This window comes from Pseudonocardia petroleophila (assembly GCF_014235185.1).
GTDB lineage: Bacteria > Actinomycetota > Actinomycetes > Mycobacteriales > Pseudonocardiaceae > Pseudonocardia > Pseudonocardia petroleophila.
The window spans coordinates 144,865-162,648 of record NZ_CP060131.1; the positions used below are offsets into that span (position 1 = coordinate 144,865).

General features: G+C 74.3%; 14 protein-coding genes. 6 read left to right on the forward strand and 8 right to left on the reverse strand.

Annotated features, from left to right (window positions below; genetic code table 11):
- Positions 1–2 precede the first annotated feature (2 nt).
- The gene (locus tag H6H00_RS00690) at positions 3–1,697 is read right to left on the reverse strand and encodes a helix-turn-helix domain-containing protein (protein WP_185719465.1); all 1,695 of its coding nucleotides are present in this window, start codon (positions 1,695–1,697) and stop codon (positions 3–5) included.
- A 129-nt stretch (positions 1,698–1,826) separates the two neighbouring features.
- Here H6H00_RS00690 and H6H00_RS00695 point away from each other — a divergent pair, with 129 nt between their 5' ends.
- The 4 genes from H6H00_RS00695 (at position 1,827) to H6H00_RS00710 (ending at position 7,298) form a co-directional block, all read left to right on the forward strand.
- On the forward strand, positions 1,827–3,122 hold the full coding sequence (locus H6H00_RS00695; RefSeq protein ID WP_185719466.1) for an MFS transporter: 1,296 nt from the start codon (positions 1,827–1,829) through the stop codon (positions 3,120–3,122).
- A complete protein-coding gene (locus H6H00_RS00700; protein WP_221775741.1) occupies positions 3,119–4,540 on the forward strand; it encodes an FAD-binding oxidoreductase in 1,422 nt (473 codons plus the stop codon). The genes H6H00_RS00695 and H6H00_RS00700 overlap by 4 nt, the downstream gene beginning before the upstream one ends.
- 542 nt (positions 4,541–5,082) lie before the next feature.
- The gene (locus tag H6H00_RS00705) at positions 5,083–6,213 is read left to right on the forward strand and encodes an N-acetyltransferase DgcN family protein (RefSeq protein WP_221775742.1); all 1,131 of its coding nucleotides are present in this window, start codon (positions 5,083–5,085) and stop codon (positions 6,211–6,213) included.
- Positions 6,210–7,298, forward strand: a complete 1,089-nt coding sequence (locus tag H6H00_RS00710) for an alanine/ornithine racemase family PLP-dependent enzyme (RefSeq protein WP_185719468.1) — start codon at positions 6,210–6,212, stop codon at positions 7,296–7,298. Before H6H00_RS00705 ends, H6H00_RS00710 begins: the two co-directional genes overlap by 4 nt.
- On the opposite strand, the gene H6H00_RS00715 is transcribed toward H6H00_RS00710, so the two are convergent.
- The 4 genes from H6H00_RS00715 to H6H00_RS00730 form a co-directional block, all read right to left on the reverse strand.
- Positions 7,205–8,755 (reverse strand): flavin-containing monooxygenase, encoded by a 1,551-nt coding sequence (locus tag H6H00_RS00715; RefSeq protein ID WP_185719469.1) that lies wholly within the window; start codon positions 8,753–8,755, stop codon positions 7,205–7,207. The genes H6H00_RS00710 and H6H00_RS00715 overlap by 94 nt on opposite strands.
- Positions 8,742–9,164, reverse strand: a complete 423-nt coding sequence (locus H6H00_RS00720; RefSeq protein ID WP_185719470.1) for a DoxX family protein — start codon at positions 9,162–9,164, stop codon at positions 8,742–8,744. Before H6H00_RS00720 ends, H6H00_RS00715 begins: the two co-directional genes overlap by 14 nt.
- A gap of 77 nt (positions 9,165–9,241) precedes the next feature.
- Complete coding sequence (locus H6H00_RS00725) at positions 9,242–9,991, reverse strand: LLM class flavin-dependent oxidoreductase (protein ID WP_185719471.1); 750 nt, start codon at positions 9,989–9,991, stop codon at positions 9,242–9,244.
- The gene (locus H6H00_RS00730; protein ID WP_185719472.1) at positions 9,988–11,946 is read right to left on the reverse strand and encodes an acetoacetate--CoA ligase; all 1,959 of its coding nucleotides are present in this window, start codon (positions 11,944–11,946) and stop codon (positions 9,988–9,990) included. The genes H6H00_RS00725 and H6H00_RS00730 overlap by 4 nt, the downstream gene beginning before the upstream one ends.
- A 174-nt stretch (positions 11,947–12,120) precedes the next feature.
- Here H6H00_RS00730 and H6H00_RS00735 point away from each other — a divergent pair, with 174 nt between their 5' ends.
- Positions 12,121–13,107 (forward strand): LLM class flavin-dependent oxidoreductase, encoded by a 987-nt coding sequence (locus H6H00_RS00735; protein WP_185719473.1) that lies wholly within the window; start codon positions 12,121–12,123, stop codon positions 13,105–13,107.
- Between the two features lie 108 nt (positions 13,108–13,215).
- On the opposite strand, the gene H6H00_RS00740 is transcribed toward H6H00_RS00735, so the two are convergent.
- From H6H00_RS00740 to H6H00_RS00750, 3 genes are read right to left on the reverse strand one after another with little or no spacing between them, the layout of a single operon-like run.
- The gene (locus H6H00_RS00740; RefSeq protein ID WP_185719474.1) at positions 13,216–14,220 is read right to left on the reverse strand and encodes a VOC family protein; all 1,005 of its coding nucleotides are present in this window, start codon (positions 14,218–14,220) and stop codon (positions 13,216–13,218) included.
- Between the two features lie 12 nt (positions 14,221–14,232).
- The gene (locus tag H6H00_RS00745) at positions 14,233–15,444 is read right to left on the reverse strand and encodes an FAD-dependent oxidoreductase (RefSeq protein WP_255425502.1); all 1,212 of its coding nucleotides are present in this window, start codon (positions 15,442–15,444) and stop codon (positions 14,233–14,235) included.
- Positions 15,441–16,781, reverse strand: coding sequence for an MFS transporter (locus tag H6H00_RS00750; protein ID WP_185719475.1), 1,341 nt, complete (start codon positions 16,779–16,781; stop codon positions 15,441–15,443). Before H6H00_RS00750 ends, H6H00_RS00745 begins: the two co-directional genes overlap by 4 nt.
- A gap of 172 nt (positions 16,782–16,953) precedes the next feature.
- Between H6H00_RS00750 and H6H00_RS00755 the strand changes: the two genes are divergently transcribed.
- Positions 16,954–17,724, forward strand: coding sequence for an IclR family transcriptional regulator (locus H6H00_RS00755; protein ID WP_185719476.1), 771 nt, complete (start codon positions 16,954–16,956; stop codon positions 17,722–17,724).
- Positions 17,725–17,784 lie beyond the last annotated feature (60 nt).

Consider the following 17,784-nt stretch of genomic DNA (forward strand, 5'->3'; position numbering starts at 1 on the left):
CGTCAGCCGTCGAGCCGGCCCGACGCCGCGTGCAGGACGAGCAGCACGTGCAGGTCGAGGGCCCGCTTCTGCCAGCCGTCCCCCAGCAGGCGGTCGATCGTCGCGAGCCGCTGGTAGAGCGTGTTGACGTGGATGCCGAGCGCGGCGGCCGACGGGGTCGGGCGCCGCCCGTGCTCGAGGTAGGTGCGCAGCGTGTCGACCAGCGGCACCTGCCGCACCTGCTCCTCCGCGAGCACCCGGCCGAGCTCGCGCCGCACCTGCTCGGCGAGGTCCCGGCGCCCGCTGTGGCTGAGCAGCACGGCGAACACGCCGAGGTCGCCCGCGCGGGCCAGCTCGCCGTCGCGACCCAGCGCGGTGAGCGCCCTCGCGGTGCGCCCGGCGTCGGCGTAGGCCCGGCGCAGCTCGGAGGCGGGCACCGGCCCGGCCAGCCCGGCCGTCGGCGCTCCCGGACGGGTCCAGGTCTCGTGGAGATCCACCCCGTCCGGCAGCACCATCACCATCCGGCCCCGCAGCGCGGCGACGGCGCCCGGTAGCCCGGCCGCCCACCGGCGCGCCGCCTCGGGATCGCCGTCGGCCACCAGCACCAGGTGCTCGCGGCGCGGGTCGAGGCCGGCGCCGCGCAGCCTGCGCCGCTCGGCCGCGGGATCCGGTTCGGCCCGGGTGAGCAGGTCGACGGTCGCGATGTCGCGCCCGAGGCGGTCGGCGCGCTCCGCGGCCCGGCGACCGGTCAGGGTGAGCGCCAGCACCGGCGCCGCCCGCTCCATCAGGAGCACGACGTCGGGGTCCGGGTCGGGGTCGTCGACGGCGAGGGCCCCGAGCAGGTCGCCCGCGGCCACGACGGGACGCGCGGCGCCCTCGCGCGGACGCCGCGCGTCGTCCGGGTCGAGCCACTGCAGCGGGGTCGGCGTCATCGCCCGCACCCGCTCCAGCAGCGAGTCGAGGTCGCCGCCCTCGAGGACGGCCGCGGTGAGCTCGGCGTCCAGCGCCAGGGTGCGCTGCAGCGCCGCCTCCGACTCGGCCAGCCGCTGACGCGACCGCGCGTTGTCGATCGCGACGGCGGCGTGCGCGGCCAGGCCCTGCAGCAGCCGCACCTCGTCGTCGTCGAACACCCGCTCCCGGCGCTTCGCCGCCAGCAGCGCGCCCAGCACCCGGCCGCGGACGGCCAGCGGGACGCCGAGCAGGCCGCGCAGCCCCTCGGCGTCCGCGGCCCGGTCGGCCGTCTCCGCGTGCTCGATGCGGGTCTCGGTGCGGTAGTCGCGCGTCCACATCGCCTCGCCCGAGTCGACCACCCGCCCGATCAGGCCGCCGCCCGAGGGCAGGCGCACCCCCACCAGCCGCGGGCTGCGGGCGCCGTCGGCCACCACGATCCGCATCGCCCGGTCGTCGCCCTCGACCAGGGCGAGGTAGGTGAGGTCGACGCCGAGCAGCCGCCGCGCCTGCGCCACGACCTCCCGCAGGAGGTCCTCCGGGTCGAGCACCACGGCGAGGCGCTCCGCCACGTCGTTGAGCGCCGCGAGCTCGACCGCCCGCTGGCGGCGCTCGGCGAGCAGAGCGGCCACCTCCAGCGCCGCGCGGGCCTGTGCGTCGGCCCGCTCGGGGGGCGTCCCCGCGGCGACGAGCGCGCGCCGGTGGGCCTCCAGGGCGTCGAGCGGCGCCTGCCCCGCCAGCAGCTGCACCCAGTCGGACTCCGCCGTCATGTGGAGGATCCTCCCACCGATCCCCGGCTGTGACAGAGGATCCGTCCGTTGTCGGGCGGGGTGTCCGCGCCGGACCCTGATGCGACCCCACCGAGCGGCAGAGCCGCCGACTCACGCCAGGAGAACCCCATGACCCGAGCGATGCCGTCGCCCACCGCCGTCCCGACACCTCCTGACGGAGGGGCGAAGCCGTCCGGCCTGCGCGGCCTGTCGTTCGGGCTGCTGATGGTCTACGTGTCCATCCTCGCCATCAACTCCGGCGGCCTCGGCATCCTGATCCCCGACCTGGTCAGCCGCATCGACGAGGCCAACAAGGTCGGCAACCTCGCGATCGTCTCCACCGTCGCGTTCCTCGCCAACGTCTTCGCCCAGCCCATCGCCGGGGCCCTCTCCGACGCCACGCGCTCGCGGTTCGGCCGCCGGACCCCGTGGATGGTCGGCGGCGGGCTCGTGGCCGCCGGCTTCATGGTCGGGCTGCCGATGGCGGGCTCGGTCGTCACCGTCGCGATCGTGTGGCTGGCCGTGCAGCTCGGCGTGAACGCCCTGCAGGCGGCGGCCACCGCGCTCGTCCCCGACCGCTTCCCGCCCGCCCGCCGCGGCGGCGTCTCCGGCATGGTCGGTCTCGGCATCACGATCGGCAACGCGGTCGGCGCGATCGTCGCGGGCTCCCTCGCCGCGCAGGGCGCGCTCCCCTACCTCGTGCTGGCCGCCCTCATGGTCGTGGTCGTCGGCACCTTCGTCGTGACGAACCGCGACTCCTCCAGCCTGACCGTCGTCGACGCCCCGCGGGCCCCGTTCTCGCTCGCCGCGTTCCTCACGGGCTTCTGGGTCTCGCCGCGCCGCCACCCCGACTTCGCCTGGGCCTTCGGGTCGCGTTTCCTCATGGTGATCGGCTTCTACGGCGCCCAGACCTACGGCCTCTACATCCTGCGCGACTACGTGGGCCTGTCCGACGCCGAGTCGACCGCCGTCGCCGCCCAGGTCGGCATCGTGCTGCTCGTCGGCGTCCTGATCTCCGCGCTCGCCAGCGGCAAGCTCTCCGACAGGGTCGGCCGGCGCAAGCCGTTCATCGTGTGGTCGTCGGTGGTCATGGCCCTCGCCCTGGCCATCCCGCTGTTCGTGCCGACCGTGACCGGCGTGCTGGTCTACAGCTTCCTGCTCGGCCTCGGCTTCGGCACCTACATCTCGATCGACCTCGCCCTGATGACCGAGGTGCTGCCCGCCAGGCTCGCCGGCGAGCAGAGCACCGCGGGTCGCGACCTGGCCGTGCTCGGCCTGGCCACCACGCTGCCGCAGGCGCTCAGCCCGTCGATCGCGGCCGGGCTGGTGAGCGTCACCGGCGGCTACCCGGCGGTGTTCGTCTCCGGGATCGTGTTCGTCCTCGTCGGCGCGATCGCCGTCCTGCCGATCAGGTCCGTCCGATGACCGCCCTCGACGAGCGACCCCTCCTGCTCCGCGACGCGGACGCGCTGCGCGCCGCCCTGGTGATGCTGCTCCCCGAGGGCACGGTCCTCACCGCCCCCGAGTCGCGGGAGGCCTACCGGCACGACGAGGCCGAGTGGGCGCCGTCCGCCCTCCCCGTCGCGGTGGTGCGGCCGACCACCGCCGAGCAGGTCCGCGACGTGGTGCGGCTCTGCGTGTCCCACGGCGCGCCCGTCGTGGCCCGCGGGGCGGGCACCGGGCTGTCCGGCGGCGCCAACGCCGTCGAGGGCGGCGTGGTCCTCAGCCTGGAGCGGATGGACGCGGTGATCGAGGTGAACACCCTCGAGCGCTACGCGGTCGTGCAGCCGGGCGTGGTCAACGACGACCTGCGCTCGGCCGTCGCCGAGGTCGGCCTGTGGTACCCGCCGGACCCGGCCAGCTCACCATGGTCGACGATCGGCGGCAACGTGGCCACCAACGCGGGGGGCGTCTGCTGCGTGAAGTACGGCGTGACCCGCGACTACGTGCTCGAGCTGCAGGTCGTCACCGGCACCGGCGAGCTCGTGCGGGTCGGGCGGCGCACCGCCAAGGGCGTCGCGGGCTACGACCTGGTCGGCCTGCTCGTCGGGTCCGAGGGCACCCTCGGCATCGTCACCGAGGTCACCGTCCGGCTGCGCCCGGCCCGTCCCGTCGAGCAGACGGTCGTCGGCTACTTCGACTCGCTGGTGGCCGCGGGCGAGGCCGTCGCGGCCGTCGCCGCGGCGGGGGTGGTCCCCTCCGCGCTGGAGCTGCTCGACGAGCAGTGCCTCGCCGCGGTGGACGCGTGGAAGAACATGGGCCTGCGCGCCGACGCCGTCGCGATCCTGCTGGCCCGCGTCGACGCCCCGGGGTCGGCCGGGGACGCCGAGGCCGACGCGGTGCTCGCCGCGTTCGAGGGGGCCGGCGCGAGCTGGGCGGCCCGCTCCGGCGACCGGGAGGAGGCCGACGCGCTGTTCGCCGCGCGCCGCCTCGCCTACCCCGCGCTCGAACGCCTCGGCCCGGTGCTCACCGAGGACGTCTGCGTCCCGGTGGGCGCCGTCCCCGCGATGCTCGGGCGGATCGAGGAGATCGGGCGGCGCTGCGACGTCCGGGTGGCCACCATCGCCCACGCGGGGGACGGCAACCTGCACCCGCTGCTGCTCACCCCGCCCGGCGACGAGGCGGCCCGCGAGCGGGCGCAGCAGGCGTTCGCGGAGATCATCACCGCGGCGCTGGACCTCGGCGGGACCGTGACCGGCGAGCACGGCGTGGGCCTGCTCAAGCGCGAGGGGCTGGAGGCCGAGCTCGACCCGGCCGTCACCGCGATGCACCGCGCCGTGCGGCGGGCGCTCGACCCGCACGGGATCCTCAACCCGGGCAAGGTCGTCCCCGCGCAGGCGTAGCGGTCCGCCGGTCGCCGGGGTGCGCCCGTTCGGCGGTGGGCCCAGGTCGGGGTCGGCGCCCCGACCCAGGCCGGTTGTCCGGCCACGTCGTGCGGACGACGATCGGTGGTGGGCCGATCCCGAGGCCACCGCCGACGACGGGCCACCCCGATGTCCCCTGAGCGGCCCTCCGCCGCCCGGGTCCGGCTCACGCGGTTGCTGTTCGTGGCACTGATCGGCCCCGGCTCCGACGTGCGGCCCGCCCGGGATCGCCCGGACCACCGTCCCGACCGGTCACGCCGGGCGGAGCCGGTGGACCCCGGACGACCGGGAACCGACGCACGGCGCTCTGCGGGACACCGGTCGTCGAGGTGACCCGCTCCCCGCGACGCCGTGGCTCACCGTCCGGTCCGCGTGCCGAGTGGCTCCCGACGTCGATCCGACCGGCTAGACTTAACGCGTTGGTAACTTCGCCAACCCTCAGGGCAGACCGATCGCTGGTCGTTGGGCCGTCGGCCCGACCACGAACCGTCGCCTCCTCTGAGACGTCTCAGAGGATGTCCATGTCGTCGCTCTCCCGCCCTGCGGTCCCGTTCGCGCCGCCCACCGGCTCCACCGCCGTCGTCTACTGCGAGGGCCAGTTCGGCGAGCAGGACGGCAAGACCGCCAACGGGCTGGTCCGGCACTCGGAGAAGTACGAGGTCCTCAGCGTCATCGACAGCGTCCGGGCCGGCGTCGACTCCGGGCAGTTCCTCGACGGCACGGCGAACGGCATCCCGGTGCTGGCCTCGCTCGCCGAGTCCGTCGCGCACGCCGGACGGGTGCCCGACCACCTGATCTGCGGCCTGGCCCCGGCCGACGGCCTGCTGTCGGACGAGCAGCGGATCGTGCTGCTCGACGGCATCGCCCGCGGGATGCACATCGTCAACGGCCTGCACGAGTTCCTCAACGACGACGCCGAGTTCGTGGCGGCCGCGGTGATCGCCGGCGTCACCATCACCGACGTCCGCAGGCCGAAGGCCAAGCGCGACCTGCACCTGTTCTCCGGCCGGATCTTCGACGTGACGTGCCCGCGGATCGCGGTCCTCGGCACCGACGGCGCGATCGGGAAGCGCACCACCGCCACCCTCCTGGTGCAGGCGCTCACCGCACGCGGCATCCGGGCGGTCATGGTCGGCACCGGCCAGACCACCCTGATCCAGGGCGGGAAGTACGGCGTCGCGCTGGACGCGCTGGTGCCCCAGTTCTGCTCGGGCGAGGTCGAGCACCAGGTCGTCGCCGCGTTCGAGGGCGAGGACCCGGACGTGATCGTCGTCGAGGGCCAGGGCGCGCTGAGCCACCCCGCCTACCTGACGTCCGCGCACATCCTGCGCGGCAGCCGCCCGGACGCCGTGATCGTCCAGCACGCGCCGAAGCGCCGGGTGCTCGGCGACTTCCCGATGATGCCGATGCCGACGGCGGCGAGCGAGATCGCGCTGATCGAGGCGTTCGCCGCCACCCGCGTCATCGGGGTCACGATCAACCACGAGGGGATGACCGCGGCCGAGCTGGCCGACGCGATCGCGGACCACCGCAGCCGCCTCGGGCTCCCGGTCACCGACCCGCTGACGCGCCCGGCGTCGGAGCTGGTCGACATGGTGCTGGCGGCCTTCCCCGCCCTCGCGGCGACGGCCGACACCACGACCTCCGTGTGACCGCTCCCCGGATCGGGGTGGATCTGGACAAGATCGAGCAGAACACGCGGGTGCTGGTCGACCGGCTCGCCCCGGTGGGCATCCGGGTCACCGGTGTCACCAAGGCCGTGCTGGGCTCGCCCGGGGTCGCCGCGGCGATGCTGCGCGGCGGGGCCGGCGGGCTCGGCGACTCCCGGGTCCCGAACCTCGACCGGCTGGCCGGGCTGGGCGCGGTGCGCACGCTGATCCGCTCCCCCATGCTCAGCCAGGTGGGGCGGGTCGTCGTGGTCGCCGACGTCAGCCTGAACACCGAGGCCGTCGTGCTGGCCGCGCTCGACCGGGCGGCGTCCCTGCGGGGCCGGACGCACGGCGTCATCCTCATGATCGAGCTCGGTGACCTGCGCGAGGGCATCGCGGTCGACGACGCGCCCGCGGCGGTCCGGGCGGTGCTGGGGCACCCGTCGCTGCGGCTCGTCGAGCTCGGCGGCAACCTCGCCTGCCAGAACGGGATCGTGCCCGACGACCGCAACATGGGCGTCCTCTCCCGCCTCGTCGACGCCGCCGAGGCGCGGCACGGGATCCCGCTCGGCACCGTCTCCGGGGGCAACTCCGCGAACATCGGCTGGGCCCTCACCAGCGACGACGTCGGCCGCGTCGACGACCTGCGGCTCGGTGAGGCCGTCCTGCTCGGTGTCGACCCGCTGCACCGGACGCCGATCCCCGGCCTGCACACCGACGCGTTCACCCTGACCGCCGAGGTCATCGAGGTCGCGGTGAAACCGGCCCGCCCCTGGGGGGACCGGGCCCAGGCCGCCTTCGGCGAGGCCCCGGTCCGCACCGGCCGCGGCACCGTGCGCCAGGCCGTGCTGGCGCTGGGCCACCAGGACGTGGCGCTCGACGGCCTGCGGCCGCCCGCGGGCGTCACCGTCCTCGGGATGAGCAGCGACCACCTGGTCGTCGACCTGGGCGACCACGCCGTCTCCGTCGGCGACGAGATGGACTTCGGCGTCGCCTACGGCGCGCTCCTGCGGGCGACGACGTCGCCGTTCGTCACGACGGTCGAGCACCGCGCGAGCCCGGTGGGCTCGACCGCGCCGCGACCGTAGAGGTAGCTCGCGACGTCGAACCGCCGCAGCCGGCGCCGCAGCTCGGTGGTCGTCCCCGGCCAGTTGGTGGTGTTGCGGCCGCGGCGGTCGAGGTACCAGGCCCGGCAGCCCGTCGCCCACACCGTGTCGACGAGCCGCCGCCGGACCTCGTGCTCCCCGTCGCGCGCCACCTCCGGGCGCACCTCGACCCGGTCGGCGCCGCGGTCACGGGCGGCCGCGAGCGCAGCGGCGACGTGGTCGACCTGCGCCTCCAGCACCGTCACCGACGAGGTCTGGACGTTCGAGTTGGGCCCGGCCAGCAGGAACAGGTTGGGCGTGCCCGCCACGGTCGTGCCCAGGTGCGCCCGCGCGCCGGTGGCCGCGAAGCGCTCGGCCAGCGACGTGCCGTCGGCCCCGTGCAGCAGCCGGAAGACCGGCGGCTCGGCGGCGTGGAACCCGGTGGCGAGGATCAGGGTGTCGACCGGGTGCTCGTGGCCGTCGCCGTCGACGACCGATCCCGGCCGGACCTCGCGGACGTCCCCCGCGACCGCGACGTTCGGCCGGACCAGCGTGGGGTACCAGGTGTTGGACCGCAGGAGCCGCCGGCAGCCGATGTCCTCCGCGGGCAGCAGCCGGGCCCGCAGGGCCGGGTCGGCGACCGAGCGCCGCAGGTTGTGCCGGGCCAGCCAGGTCAGCGGCGGGCGCAGCCACCGGTGCCGGACCCCGAGCGCGACCGCCTCGGCCGCGAGGTAGACGCCCAGCCGCACCGCCCGCTGGGCCGTCGGGAACCGCCGGTACAGCCGGCGCTCGACGCGGGTGACGGACCGGTCGAACCGCGGCAGCACCCACTGGGCGCTGCGCTGCAGCAGCACCAGGCGACGGACCTGCGGGGCGATCCGCGGGACGAACTGCAGCGCCGACGCCCCGCTCCCGACGACGGCCACCCGGCGGCCGCGCAGGTCGCGGCCGTGGTCCCAGCGCGAACTGTGGAACACCGCGCCCCGGAACGTGTCGAGGCCGGGGAGGTCGGGCCAGGCCGGCTCGTGCAGCGTCCCGCCCGCGGCGACGAGCCAGCGCGCCGAGATCGGTCCGGTCGAGGTCTCCAGCCGCCACCGCCGGGTGTGCTCGTCCCAGTCCCCGCGCAGCAGCCGGGTCCCGAAGCGGATGCTGCGGGTCGCGGCGTGGCGGTCCGCGGTGCGGCGCAGGTAGTCGAGGATCTCCGGCTGCCCGGCGTAGCGGGCGCTCCAGTCGGGGTTGGGCGCGAACGAGTAGGAGTACAGCGCCGACGGGACGTCGCAGCCCGCCCCGGGGTAGGAGTTGTCGCGCCAGGTCCCGCCGATCGCGTCGGCCTGCTCGATCGCCAGGACGTCGTGGCCCTGCTCCCGCAGCCGGATCAGCGCGGCGAGCCCGCCGAACCCCGACCCGACGACGACGACCTCGCGCTGCTCGACGGGCGGGCGGCAGCTACCGCCGGCCACGCCGCCGCTCGGGTCCGGTGGCGGAGCCCGCGGACCACAGCACGAACAGCGCCGCGACCAGCAGGAGCGGGGCCAGCGTCAGCGAGGCGGGGTTGCCCCCGACGATCCCGCCGCCGATCACCGCCCCGGCCATGACCAGGGCCAGCACCGCCGCGACCACCCGGACGCCGATCCCGGCCACGAGGGCCAGCCCGCCGAGCACCTCGACCAGCCCGGTCCCGTACACGAGCAGGCTCGACTCGGGCAGGCCGTAGGTGCCGAAGTCGGCCACCCAGCGGGCGTGGTCGGTGAACTTCGGGACGCCGAACACCACGAACAGGATCCCCGCGACCACCCGGACGACCGCCGCGGGACGCGGCATCCGGTGGTGCAGCCCGGTGCGGAGCACCCGGTCGATCGGGCCGGTCATCGCGAACCTCGGACATCGGGCATTCCGCTCATCATGAGCGTCCACCCGTGAAGGGCCGGTGAGCGAGGCCGCCCGGCTCAGCGGTCGAGCAGCGCCCGGACCCGTTCGGGGTCCGGGCCTCCCGGCGCGATCACCACCACGACGTCGTCGAAGCCGGCCTCCGCGTAGCGGTGCAGCGCCTCGCCGGTGGGGCCGAGGTCGGCGTCCGAGTCGACCGGGACCGCGCACACGATCGCCCGCCCTCCCCCGGCGGCCCGGAACCGCTCGTGGGCGGCGATGATCTGGTCGGGGGTGGTGCGGTAGCCCGAGGCGAGCCAGCCGTCGAACTCGCGCGCGGCCCGCTCCACGTTCTTCCCCCACGAACCGAGCAGCAGGGGCGGGACCCGGGTCGGGGCGGGCCCGAGGTCCGCGTGGGCGTCGCGGCCGCGGGTGATCAGCTCGCGGACCCGCGGCAGGTTCTCCCGGAAGGTGCGGAACCGCGCGGCGTGGTCGCGGTCCAGGGTGGCGAAGTCGACCTCCGTCGACCCGGGGCTGACGCCGAGGGTCAGCCGGTCGCCGCACACCGCCATCAGCGAGAGGACCTTGTGCGCGAGGTCGGCGGGGTGGTGCAGCGGGATCTGCACGGTGGCCGTGCCGACCTCGACGCCCTCGGTGGCCGTGGCGGCCACCGCCAGGGTGACGAACGGGTCGGGGACGAGGTACCCGCGGCCGATCACCTGGTGGATCCACAGGCTCTCGAACCCGGCGCCGACGAGCCGCTTCGCCCACTCCGCGGTGGGCGGGGGCGGGCCGGGGGCCAGGTTGGCGAGCGTCGCGCCGAGCCTCACGCGTCCCCGTTCCTCTCCTGCGCGAACCGCGCGTACCAGCGCAGCGCGTCCGGGTCGTCGACGGAGGCGATGTTCGCCGCCTTCTCCAGCGGCCGCCCGGAGAGCAGCTTCTTGATCGGCACCTCGAGCCGCTTCCCGCTCAGGGTGTGCGGCACCGCGGGCGCCTGCACGATCTCGTCCGGGACGTGCCGGGCGGTCAGCCGGGTCCGCAGCGTGGTGACGATCGTCTTCCTCAGGTCGTCGTCGAGGACGTGCCCGTCGGCGGGGACGACGAACAGCCCCAGCCAGTAGCCGTCGTCGGGGAGGTCGACGCCCACCACCAGCGTCTCGGCGATCTCCGGCATCGTCTCGAGCACGTCGTAGAAGTCGCTGCTGCCCAGCCGCACGCCCTGCCGGTTGAGCGTGGAGTCCGAGCGGCCGTGGATGGAGACGCTGCCGTCGGCGTGCATCGTCACCCAGTCGCCGTGCCGCCACACGCCGGGCCAGGTGTCGAAGTAGGACTCGGTGTACCGGGTGAAGTCGGGGTCGTTCCACAGCTGCACCGGCATCGACGGCATCGGCTGGGTGATCACGAGGTCCCCGACCTCGTCGACGACCGGCCGGCCGTCCTCGTCCCATGCCGCGCAGTCGACGCCCGCGAGGCTGCCGCCGATGCGGCCCGCCCGCACCGGGGTGTACTCGTTGGCCCCGACGAACGCGCCGGAGATGTCGGTGCCGCCGCTGGTGGAGTCGATGCGCAGGTCGGGGCTCACGTGCTCGAGCACCCAGTGGTACCCGGCCGGGGGCAGCGCCGAGCCGCTGACCATCACGTGCCGCAGCCGGCTCAGGTCGTGGTCCCGCCGCGGGGAGACGCCGGTGTTCGCCGACGCGGTGATCACCGCCGCCCCCAGCAGCATGACGTCCGCCCGGGTGCGGGCCGCGACCTCCCACACCGCGCCCGCCGGGTGTCCGGGGCTGCCCTCGTACAGCACGATCGCCGCCCCGTGCATGAGCGTGTTGACCTGCATGTTCCACAGCGCCCAGCCGGTGGAGGTGAAGGCGAACATCCGCTCGCCGGGCCGCATCCCGGCGTAGAGCCCGGCCCACTTCAGGCCCTCGCAGGTGATGCCGCCGTGCCCGTGCACGAGGCCCTTGGGCAGCCCGGTGGTGCCGGAGGTGAACAGCACCCACAGCGGGTGGGAGAACTCGACCTGCTCGAACTGCGGCGCCTCGTCGACGGCGAGCAGCTCCGACCAGGGCGTCGAGCCCTCGGGGTCCGGGCGGTCGAACACGTACGGCACGTGCACGACGTGGCGCAGCGTCGGGAGGTTCTCGCGCAGCTGCGCGACGACGTCGCCGCGGTCGATCTCCTTGCCGTTCCAGTGGTAGCCGTCGGCCGCGATCAGCACGGTCGGCTCGAGCTGCGCGAGCCGGCCGATGGTGCCGTCGGCGCCGAAGTCCGGGGAGCAGCACGCCCACACCGCGCCGACCGCCGCGGCGGCGAGCGCCCCGATCACGGCGTGCTCGGTGTTGGGCAGGTAGGCCCCGACCCGGTCGCCGGGACGCACCCCCGCGCGGCGCAGCCAGCCCGCGACGGCCGCGACGGAGCGGCGCAGCTCGGCGAAGGTGATCTCGCGGGCGGCCCCGCCGCCCTCCTGGACGCACACCAGGGCCGGGGCGTCGTCGGCCCCGGTGCTCAGCGCGCGCTGCGCCCAGTTCAGCCGCGCGCCGGTGAACCAGCGGGTGCGCGGCATCTCCTCGGCCGTGCGCACCTGCGTCCAGGGCGCGGAGAACTCGACCTCGAAGTACTCGACGACGGCGACCCAGAACCGGTCCACGTCCTCGATCGACCACGCGTGGAAGGCGTCGTGGTCGGGGAACGGGCGGCCCTCGCGCTCCTCCAGCCAGTCCAGGTGGGCGCGCAGCGCCGAGTGCTCGATGCGGTCGGGGCGTGGGCTCCAGAGGACGGGGTCCATCCCTGGAACATAGGCCGGTGCCGCCGCCCGGGGTACCGGCGGACGGGGTCGTTGATCATCCGTTGAGATCCGCGTGAGGTCGGGTTGATGTGGCCCCGAAACACTACGGGCAAACCCACCGGCGCTACCGGAGCCGGGACCGCTCGACGACGAGACCCCGAGGAGTCCGATCGCATGAAGCTCGCCCTCTACCTCCCGAACTTCCGAGACGAGGTGACCGTCAAGGAGCTCGAGGACCTCACGGCGCTCGCCGAGGACCTCGACTTCGACTCCGTCTGGACACTCGACCGCGTCATCGTCCCGGAGAAGTCCGACCGCGCCGAGATGGAGTACCCGTTCGGCATGATGGACGGCCTGCCCAACGGCCTGCCGGTCATCTCGCGGGGCAAGTGGTTCCAGGGCTGGCCGCTGATCCCGTGGCTGGCCGCGAAGACCACGAAGCTGCGCATCGGCATGAGCATCACCAACACCCCGTTCCGCGGGCCCGCGGTCCTCGCCACGGAGCTGGCCACCGTCGACCACCTCTCGGGCGGCCGGCTCAACGTCGGCGTCGGCTCCGGCTGGATGCCCGAGGAGTTCGCCGCGGCCAGCGTGGCGCACCTGTTCCCGCGCCGGCACGCCCACGTGCGCGACACGCTCGAGATCATGCAGGGCATCTGGAACAACGACCTGTACGAGCACCACAGCGAGTTCGCCGACTTCGAGCTCTCCGGGTTCGGCCACAAGCCGCTCCAGGACCCCCTGCCGATCTACTTCTCCGGCCTCAAGGACCCGAAGCGGTCGGCCAAGCGCATCGCGAAGTACGGCCTCAACGGCTGGATCGGCATCCAGGACTCCCCCGAGGACATCAGGCGCTGGAAGGGCGAGATGGAGCGCGAGCTCAACGAGCTCGGGCGCGAGTTCCCCGCGGACTTCCAGATGTGCAGCATGATCTGGACCGTCATCACCGACGAGCCGCTGGACCAGTCCGACAACGGCAAGGTCACCAACCTGCTGGCGGGCACCGCCCAGCAGATCGAGGACCGGCTCAAGGCCTACAAGGAGGCCGGGATGACGATGCCGCTGATCTGGCCGCCGTTCCGCGACGTCCCCACCTCCAAGACCATGGATGACCTCAAGCGGATCACCGAGGAGATCATGCCCAAGGTCAACGCCAGCTGAGTTCCGCCCGGCACCACGCCGGTGCCACCCCCGACGCACGGACGACAGGACACGGACCCCCGTGGCCTGTCGTCCGTGCGGGCGGTGTACCCAGCTGTCCCGGTGGAGCTAGCGGCTCGGGACGGATCGGACCAGCTTCTCCTGGCCCGCGTTCACCGGGGTGCCGTACACGAAGTAGGTCTCGACCGGGAGCGTCGCGCCGCCGATGGCAAGGGCGGTGTCGAAGTCGCCGAGGTCCCAGGTGACGGTCTCGTGGTCGGGCTCGAACTGCAGGATCCCGGAGTTGCCGAACAGCTCGATGCGGTTGCCCCCGGGCTCGAACACGTAGAGGAACGCGCCCTGGGTGATGCCGTGGACGTCGGGCCCGGCCTCGATCTGGATGCCGTACTCGCGGCACAGCTCGGCGGCGTCGGTGTTGTGCTGGGGCACGCCGTACCAGAACGCCAGGTGGTGCAGCCGCCCGCGCGACCCGGTCTGGTCCAGCATCACCGCCATCTCGTGGCCCAGGTTGTTGACGCTCATCCACGCCCCGATCTCGGTGCCGCCGCCGGCGGCGTCGATGACGCGTTCGCGGGTCTCGAACCCGAGGGTCTGTTCGAGGAGTTCCTTCTGTGCCGTGACGTCGGAGGCCATGAGGTTGACGTGGTCCATCCGGCGCGGGGGCAGTCCCTGCAGCGGGCGCCGGGAGCGGCGCGTCAGGATCGGGCTCCGCAGCTCCGGCGGTGCGACGTACTTCTCGACGTCCCACACGAGCTCCATCGCGTGCCCGTCCGGGGTGTCGAAGGCGAAGGTGCGCCCGACGCCGATGTCACCCGTCGTCCAGCCCCGCCCCAGACCGGCCGCATCCAGCGCCGCGGCCCGCCGCTCGAGCGCGTCGGCGGAGGTGGTGCGCCAGCCCAGCGTGCCCGGTCCTGCGTGGTCGGCGGCGGTCAGCTTGAGGCTGTGGTGGTACGGGTCCTCGTAGCAGCGCAGGTAGACCGAGTCCTGGTGGCGGGCGGTCTCGCGCATGCCCAGCAGCTCGGTGAAGAACCACAGGCTGCCCTCCAGGTCCGGGGTGAGCAGTTCGGCGTGGGCGAGGTGGGCGAGCTCGAACCTCGGCGGTGCGGTGGTCATGTCCGTTCTCCTTCAGCGTCGGGCGTCGGTGAGTGCGTCGGCGGCGGCGTCGGCGTCGTGGCCGTGGATCCAGCCCAGCCACCCGTCGAGAGCGCGCAGGCGCTCGTCGCGGGCGGCGGCGTCGGGTCCGTCCGGCAGGTGCAGGGCGGCGGAGGTGTCCCATGCGGCGCGCTGCACGGCGCGGGTGCGGGCCCGGCGCAGCCGCTCGTAGCGACCGAACGCCGTGCCGTACCCCTGCGGGCCGGTGTCGGCGAGGCACCGGGCGAGCACGGTCGCGTCCTCGATGGTCTGGTTCGCACCCTGGCCGTGGTGCGGCAGCATCGCGTGCGCGGCGTCGCCCAGCAGCACCGCGCGACCGCGGCTCCACCGCGGCGGTGGGGGCAGGACGAACAACCCCCACCGCGGGCTCTGCGGCACCGCTGCGACCATCTCGCGCACCGCGGGGTGCCACTGCGCGAAGGCGGCGTCGAGCTCGCCGGGCCCGGCCTCGCCGAGACCGGCGGCGTGGGGCCACTCCGCCGGCCCGTCCAGCACCGCGAGGAAGTTGACGGTCTCGCCGACCGCGTAGTGCAGCAGGTGCGCGCCCGGCCCCACCCAGAACTGCACGGCGCGGGGAGCGGGCAGGGACGGGAGCGCCCCGGTCGGCACGATCCCGCGGAACCCGCTGGTCCCCGAGTAGACCGGCGCGCCACCGCCGATGTACCCGCGTACGGCGGAGCGCACGCCGTCGGCCCCCACGACGACGCGGGCGCGGACGGTGCGGTCGCCGCCGAACTCCAGGCGCACGCCGTCCGGGCCGTCGGCGATGCCGGTGAGGCACCAGCCGAGGTGCAGCCGCTCCGGTCCCCACGCCGTGCTGAGGGTCCGCTGCAGCGAGGCCCGGTGGATGCCCCAGAACGGTCCGCCGAAGCGGCGCGCGTACTCCGCGCCGATGGGATGGCCGGCCAGCACGGTGCCACTGCGCCAGTGCCGGTACTGGAGCTCCGTCGGCACCACGGAGGCCGCCGCGAGCTCGTCGCCGAGACCCAGCCGCTCGAGGATGCGGGTGCCGTTCGCGGCGAGCGCGACCGCCGCCCCGACCTCGCGCAGCTCGTCGGCCTGCTCGAAGACCTCGGCGTCGATCCCGCGCTCGCGCAGGGCCAGCGCGAGCGTCAGCCCGCCGATCCCCCCGCCGACCACGGCGATGTCCACGTCGGTCGTCGTCGTGTCCGTCGCCATCGTCATCGCCCCGCCGCAGGCCGGGCGGCGGCCCGGTCCGGCGCGTCCCCGGTGCGCGTGCGGATCAGGGCCAGCGCGACGGCCGCGATCACCCCCGGGACCGCGAAGGCCAGGAAGTTGACCTGCAGCGGGACGCCGGCCGTCAGCAGGATCCCGCCCAGCAGCGGGCCGATGATCGCGCCGATCCGGCCGATGCCGAGCGCCCAGCCGATCCCGGCCGACCGCGCGTGGGCCGGGTAGGACTGCGCGGCGTAGGCGTTGGCGAAGATCTGCGCGGCGAAGGTGGCCCCGCCGCCGAGGGCGACCGAGGCGTAGACCAGCACGAGCGAGCTGTCGCCGAGGAAGCCGAGCAGGGCGACGAACACCGCCGCGACCAGGTAGCTGACGATCAGCACCGGGCGGGTCCCGAACCGGTCGGACAGGTACCCGCCGACCCAGGTGATCACGATGCCGGCGAGGAACAGCGTCATGAGGAACGACAAGCTCGACCCCAGCGGGTACCCCGCCTCGATCATGAGCTGGGGCAGCCAGGTGAGCAGGCCGTAGATCATCAGCAGCACCATGAAGAACGCGGTCCACAGCAGCACGGTGTTCAGGCCGGACCCGTTGCGGAACAGGGTCGCGACCGGCGAGGCGGGCGGCGCCTCCTCCACCGTCACGCGGAGCTCGCCGTCGGCGGGCAGGCTCGGGTCCAGCGCCCGCAGCGTGGCAGCCAGCTCGTCGGTGCGGCCGCGGCGGACCAGGAACGCCGGGGCCTCGGGGAGGTACTTCACCAGCAGCGGGACGACGAGCAGCGGCAGCGCACCCAGCAGGTAGAGCGAGCGCCAGCCGTAGGCCGGGATGAACCACACCCCGATCAGCGCCGCGGCGATCCCGCCGACCATGTAGCCGCTGAACATGACGCTCACCATCGTGCTGCGCAGCCGGGCCGGTGCGTACTCGCTGACCAGCGCGACCGCGTTCGGCATCACGCCGCCCAGCCCGAGGCCGGCCAGGAACCGGTAGATCCCCACCTCCCACGGCGAGCTCGCGAGGAACACCGCGCCGGTGAACACCGTGTACAGCACGACACACGCGATGATCGGCATCCGGCGGCCGACCCGGTCGGCGAGTGCCCCGAACGCCATCGCGCCGAGCATCATGCCCACGAGCGCACCGCTCCCGATCAGCCCCGCGGTGGCCGGGCTGATGCCGAACTCGGCAATCATGCGGGGGACGGCGGCGCCGTAGATCGTCAGGTCGTAGCCGTCGAAGAGGATCACCAGCCCGCACAGGACGACGATCCGCACATGGAACGGGCCGAACCTGCTGCGGCCGACGACCGCGTCGAGACCCACCTTCACGGGACCCTCCTACCTCGTTGTCGGGAACGGGGCGAGACCGTCGCACCCGCGCGGGCCGACCCCCAGGAACGCGTTCCAGCCACTGGAACGGGGCCCGGCACCGCGGGGTGCGTCATGATGTGGCCGTCCCTCCCCCGTCCCCCGTCCCCCGTCCCGAGGAGCCCGAGCGCAGGTGACGACGCCCCACCAGCAGGGAGTGCAGTCCGTCGAGATCGGGATGCACGTACTCGCGGCGCTCGAGCGGGGCGGCGGCCCGATGCCGCTGTCGAAGATCGCCGCGGTCTGCAGGCTGGCGCCGAGCAAGACCCACCGCTACCTGGTCAGCCTGGTGCGCACCGGGTTCGTCGCACAGGAGGCCGGCACCGGGCTCTACAACCTCGGCCCCGCGGCCCGGACGCTCGGCGTCGAGGCGCTGCGCCGCGTCGACGAGGTCGGCACGGCCTCCCGGCACGCCGCCGGGCTGCGCGACCGCACGGGCCACACCGTCTACCTCGCGCTGTGGACCGACGCGGGCCCGAGCCTGGTGCGCCAGGACCACGGCTGGTACCCGCTCCCGATCATGGTCCGGGTCGGCTCGATCCTGCCGGTCCTCGACTCGGCGATCGGGCGCGCGTTCCTCGCGTACCTGCCCGAGCCGATGACCGCCCCGGTCCTGCGCGCCCAGCAGCGCCGGAAGGAGACCTCCGACCTCTCACCGCAGCGCTACGCCCAGGTGCTGGAGGAGATCCGGAGCACCGGGCTGTCGACCGTGCGCGGCAGCCTCATCGCGGGCCTCAACGTCGTCGCGGCGCCGACCTTCGGCGCGGACGGGCGCACCGAGGTGGTGATCGCGGTCGCGATGCCGGCCCGCTTCGACCGCGACGAGGAGTTCCGCCGGGTCGGCGATCTGCTGGTCGCGACGGCGAGGACCGTCTCCACCGAGCTGGGGCACAGCGGGTTCTGAACTACGTATTGCGTTACGCATTGCGGAAACGTACTTTCGGGACTCTGCCGTCGCGGGTGC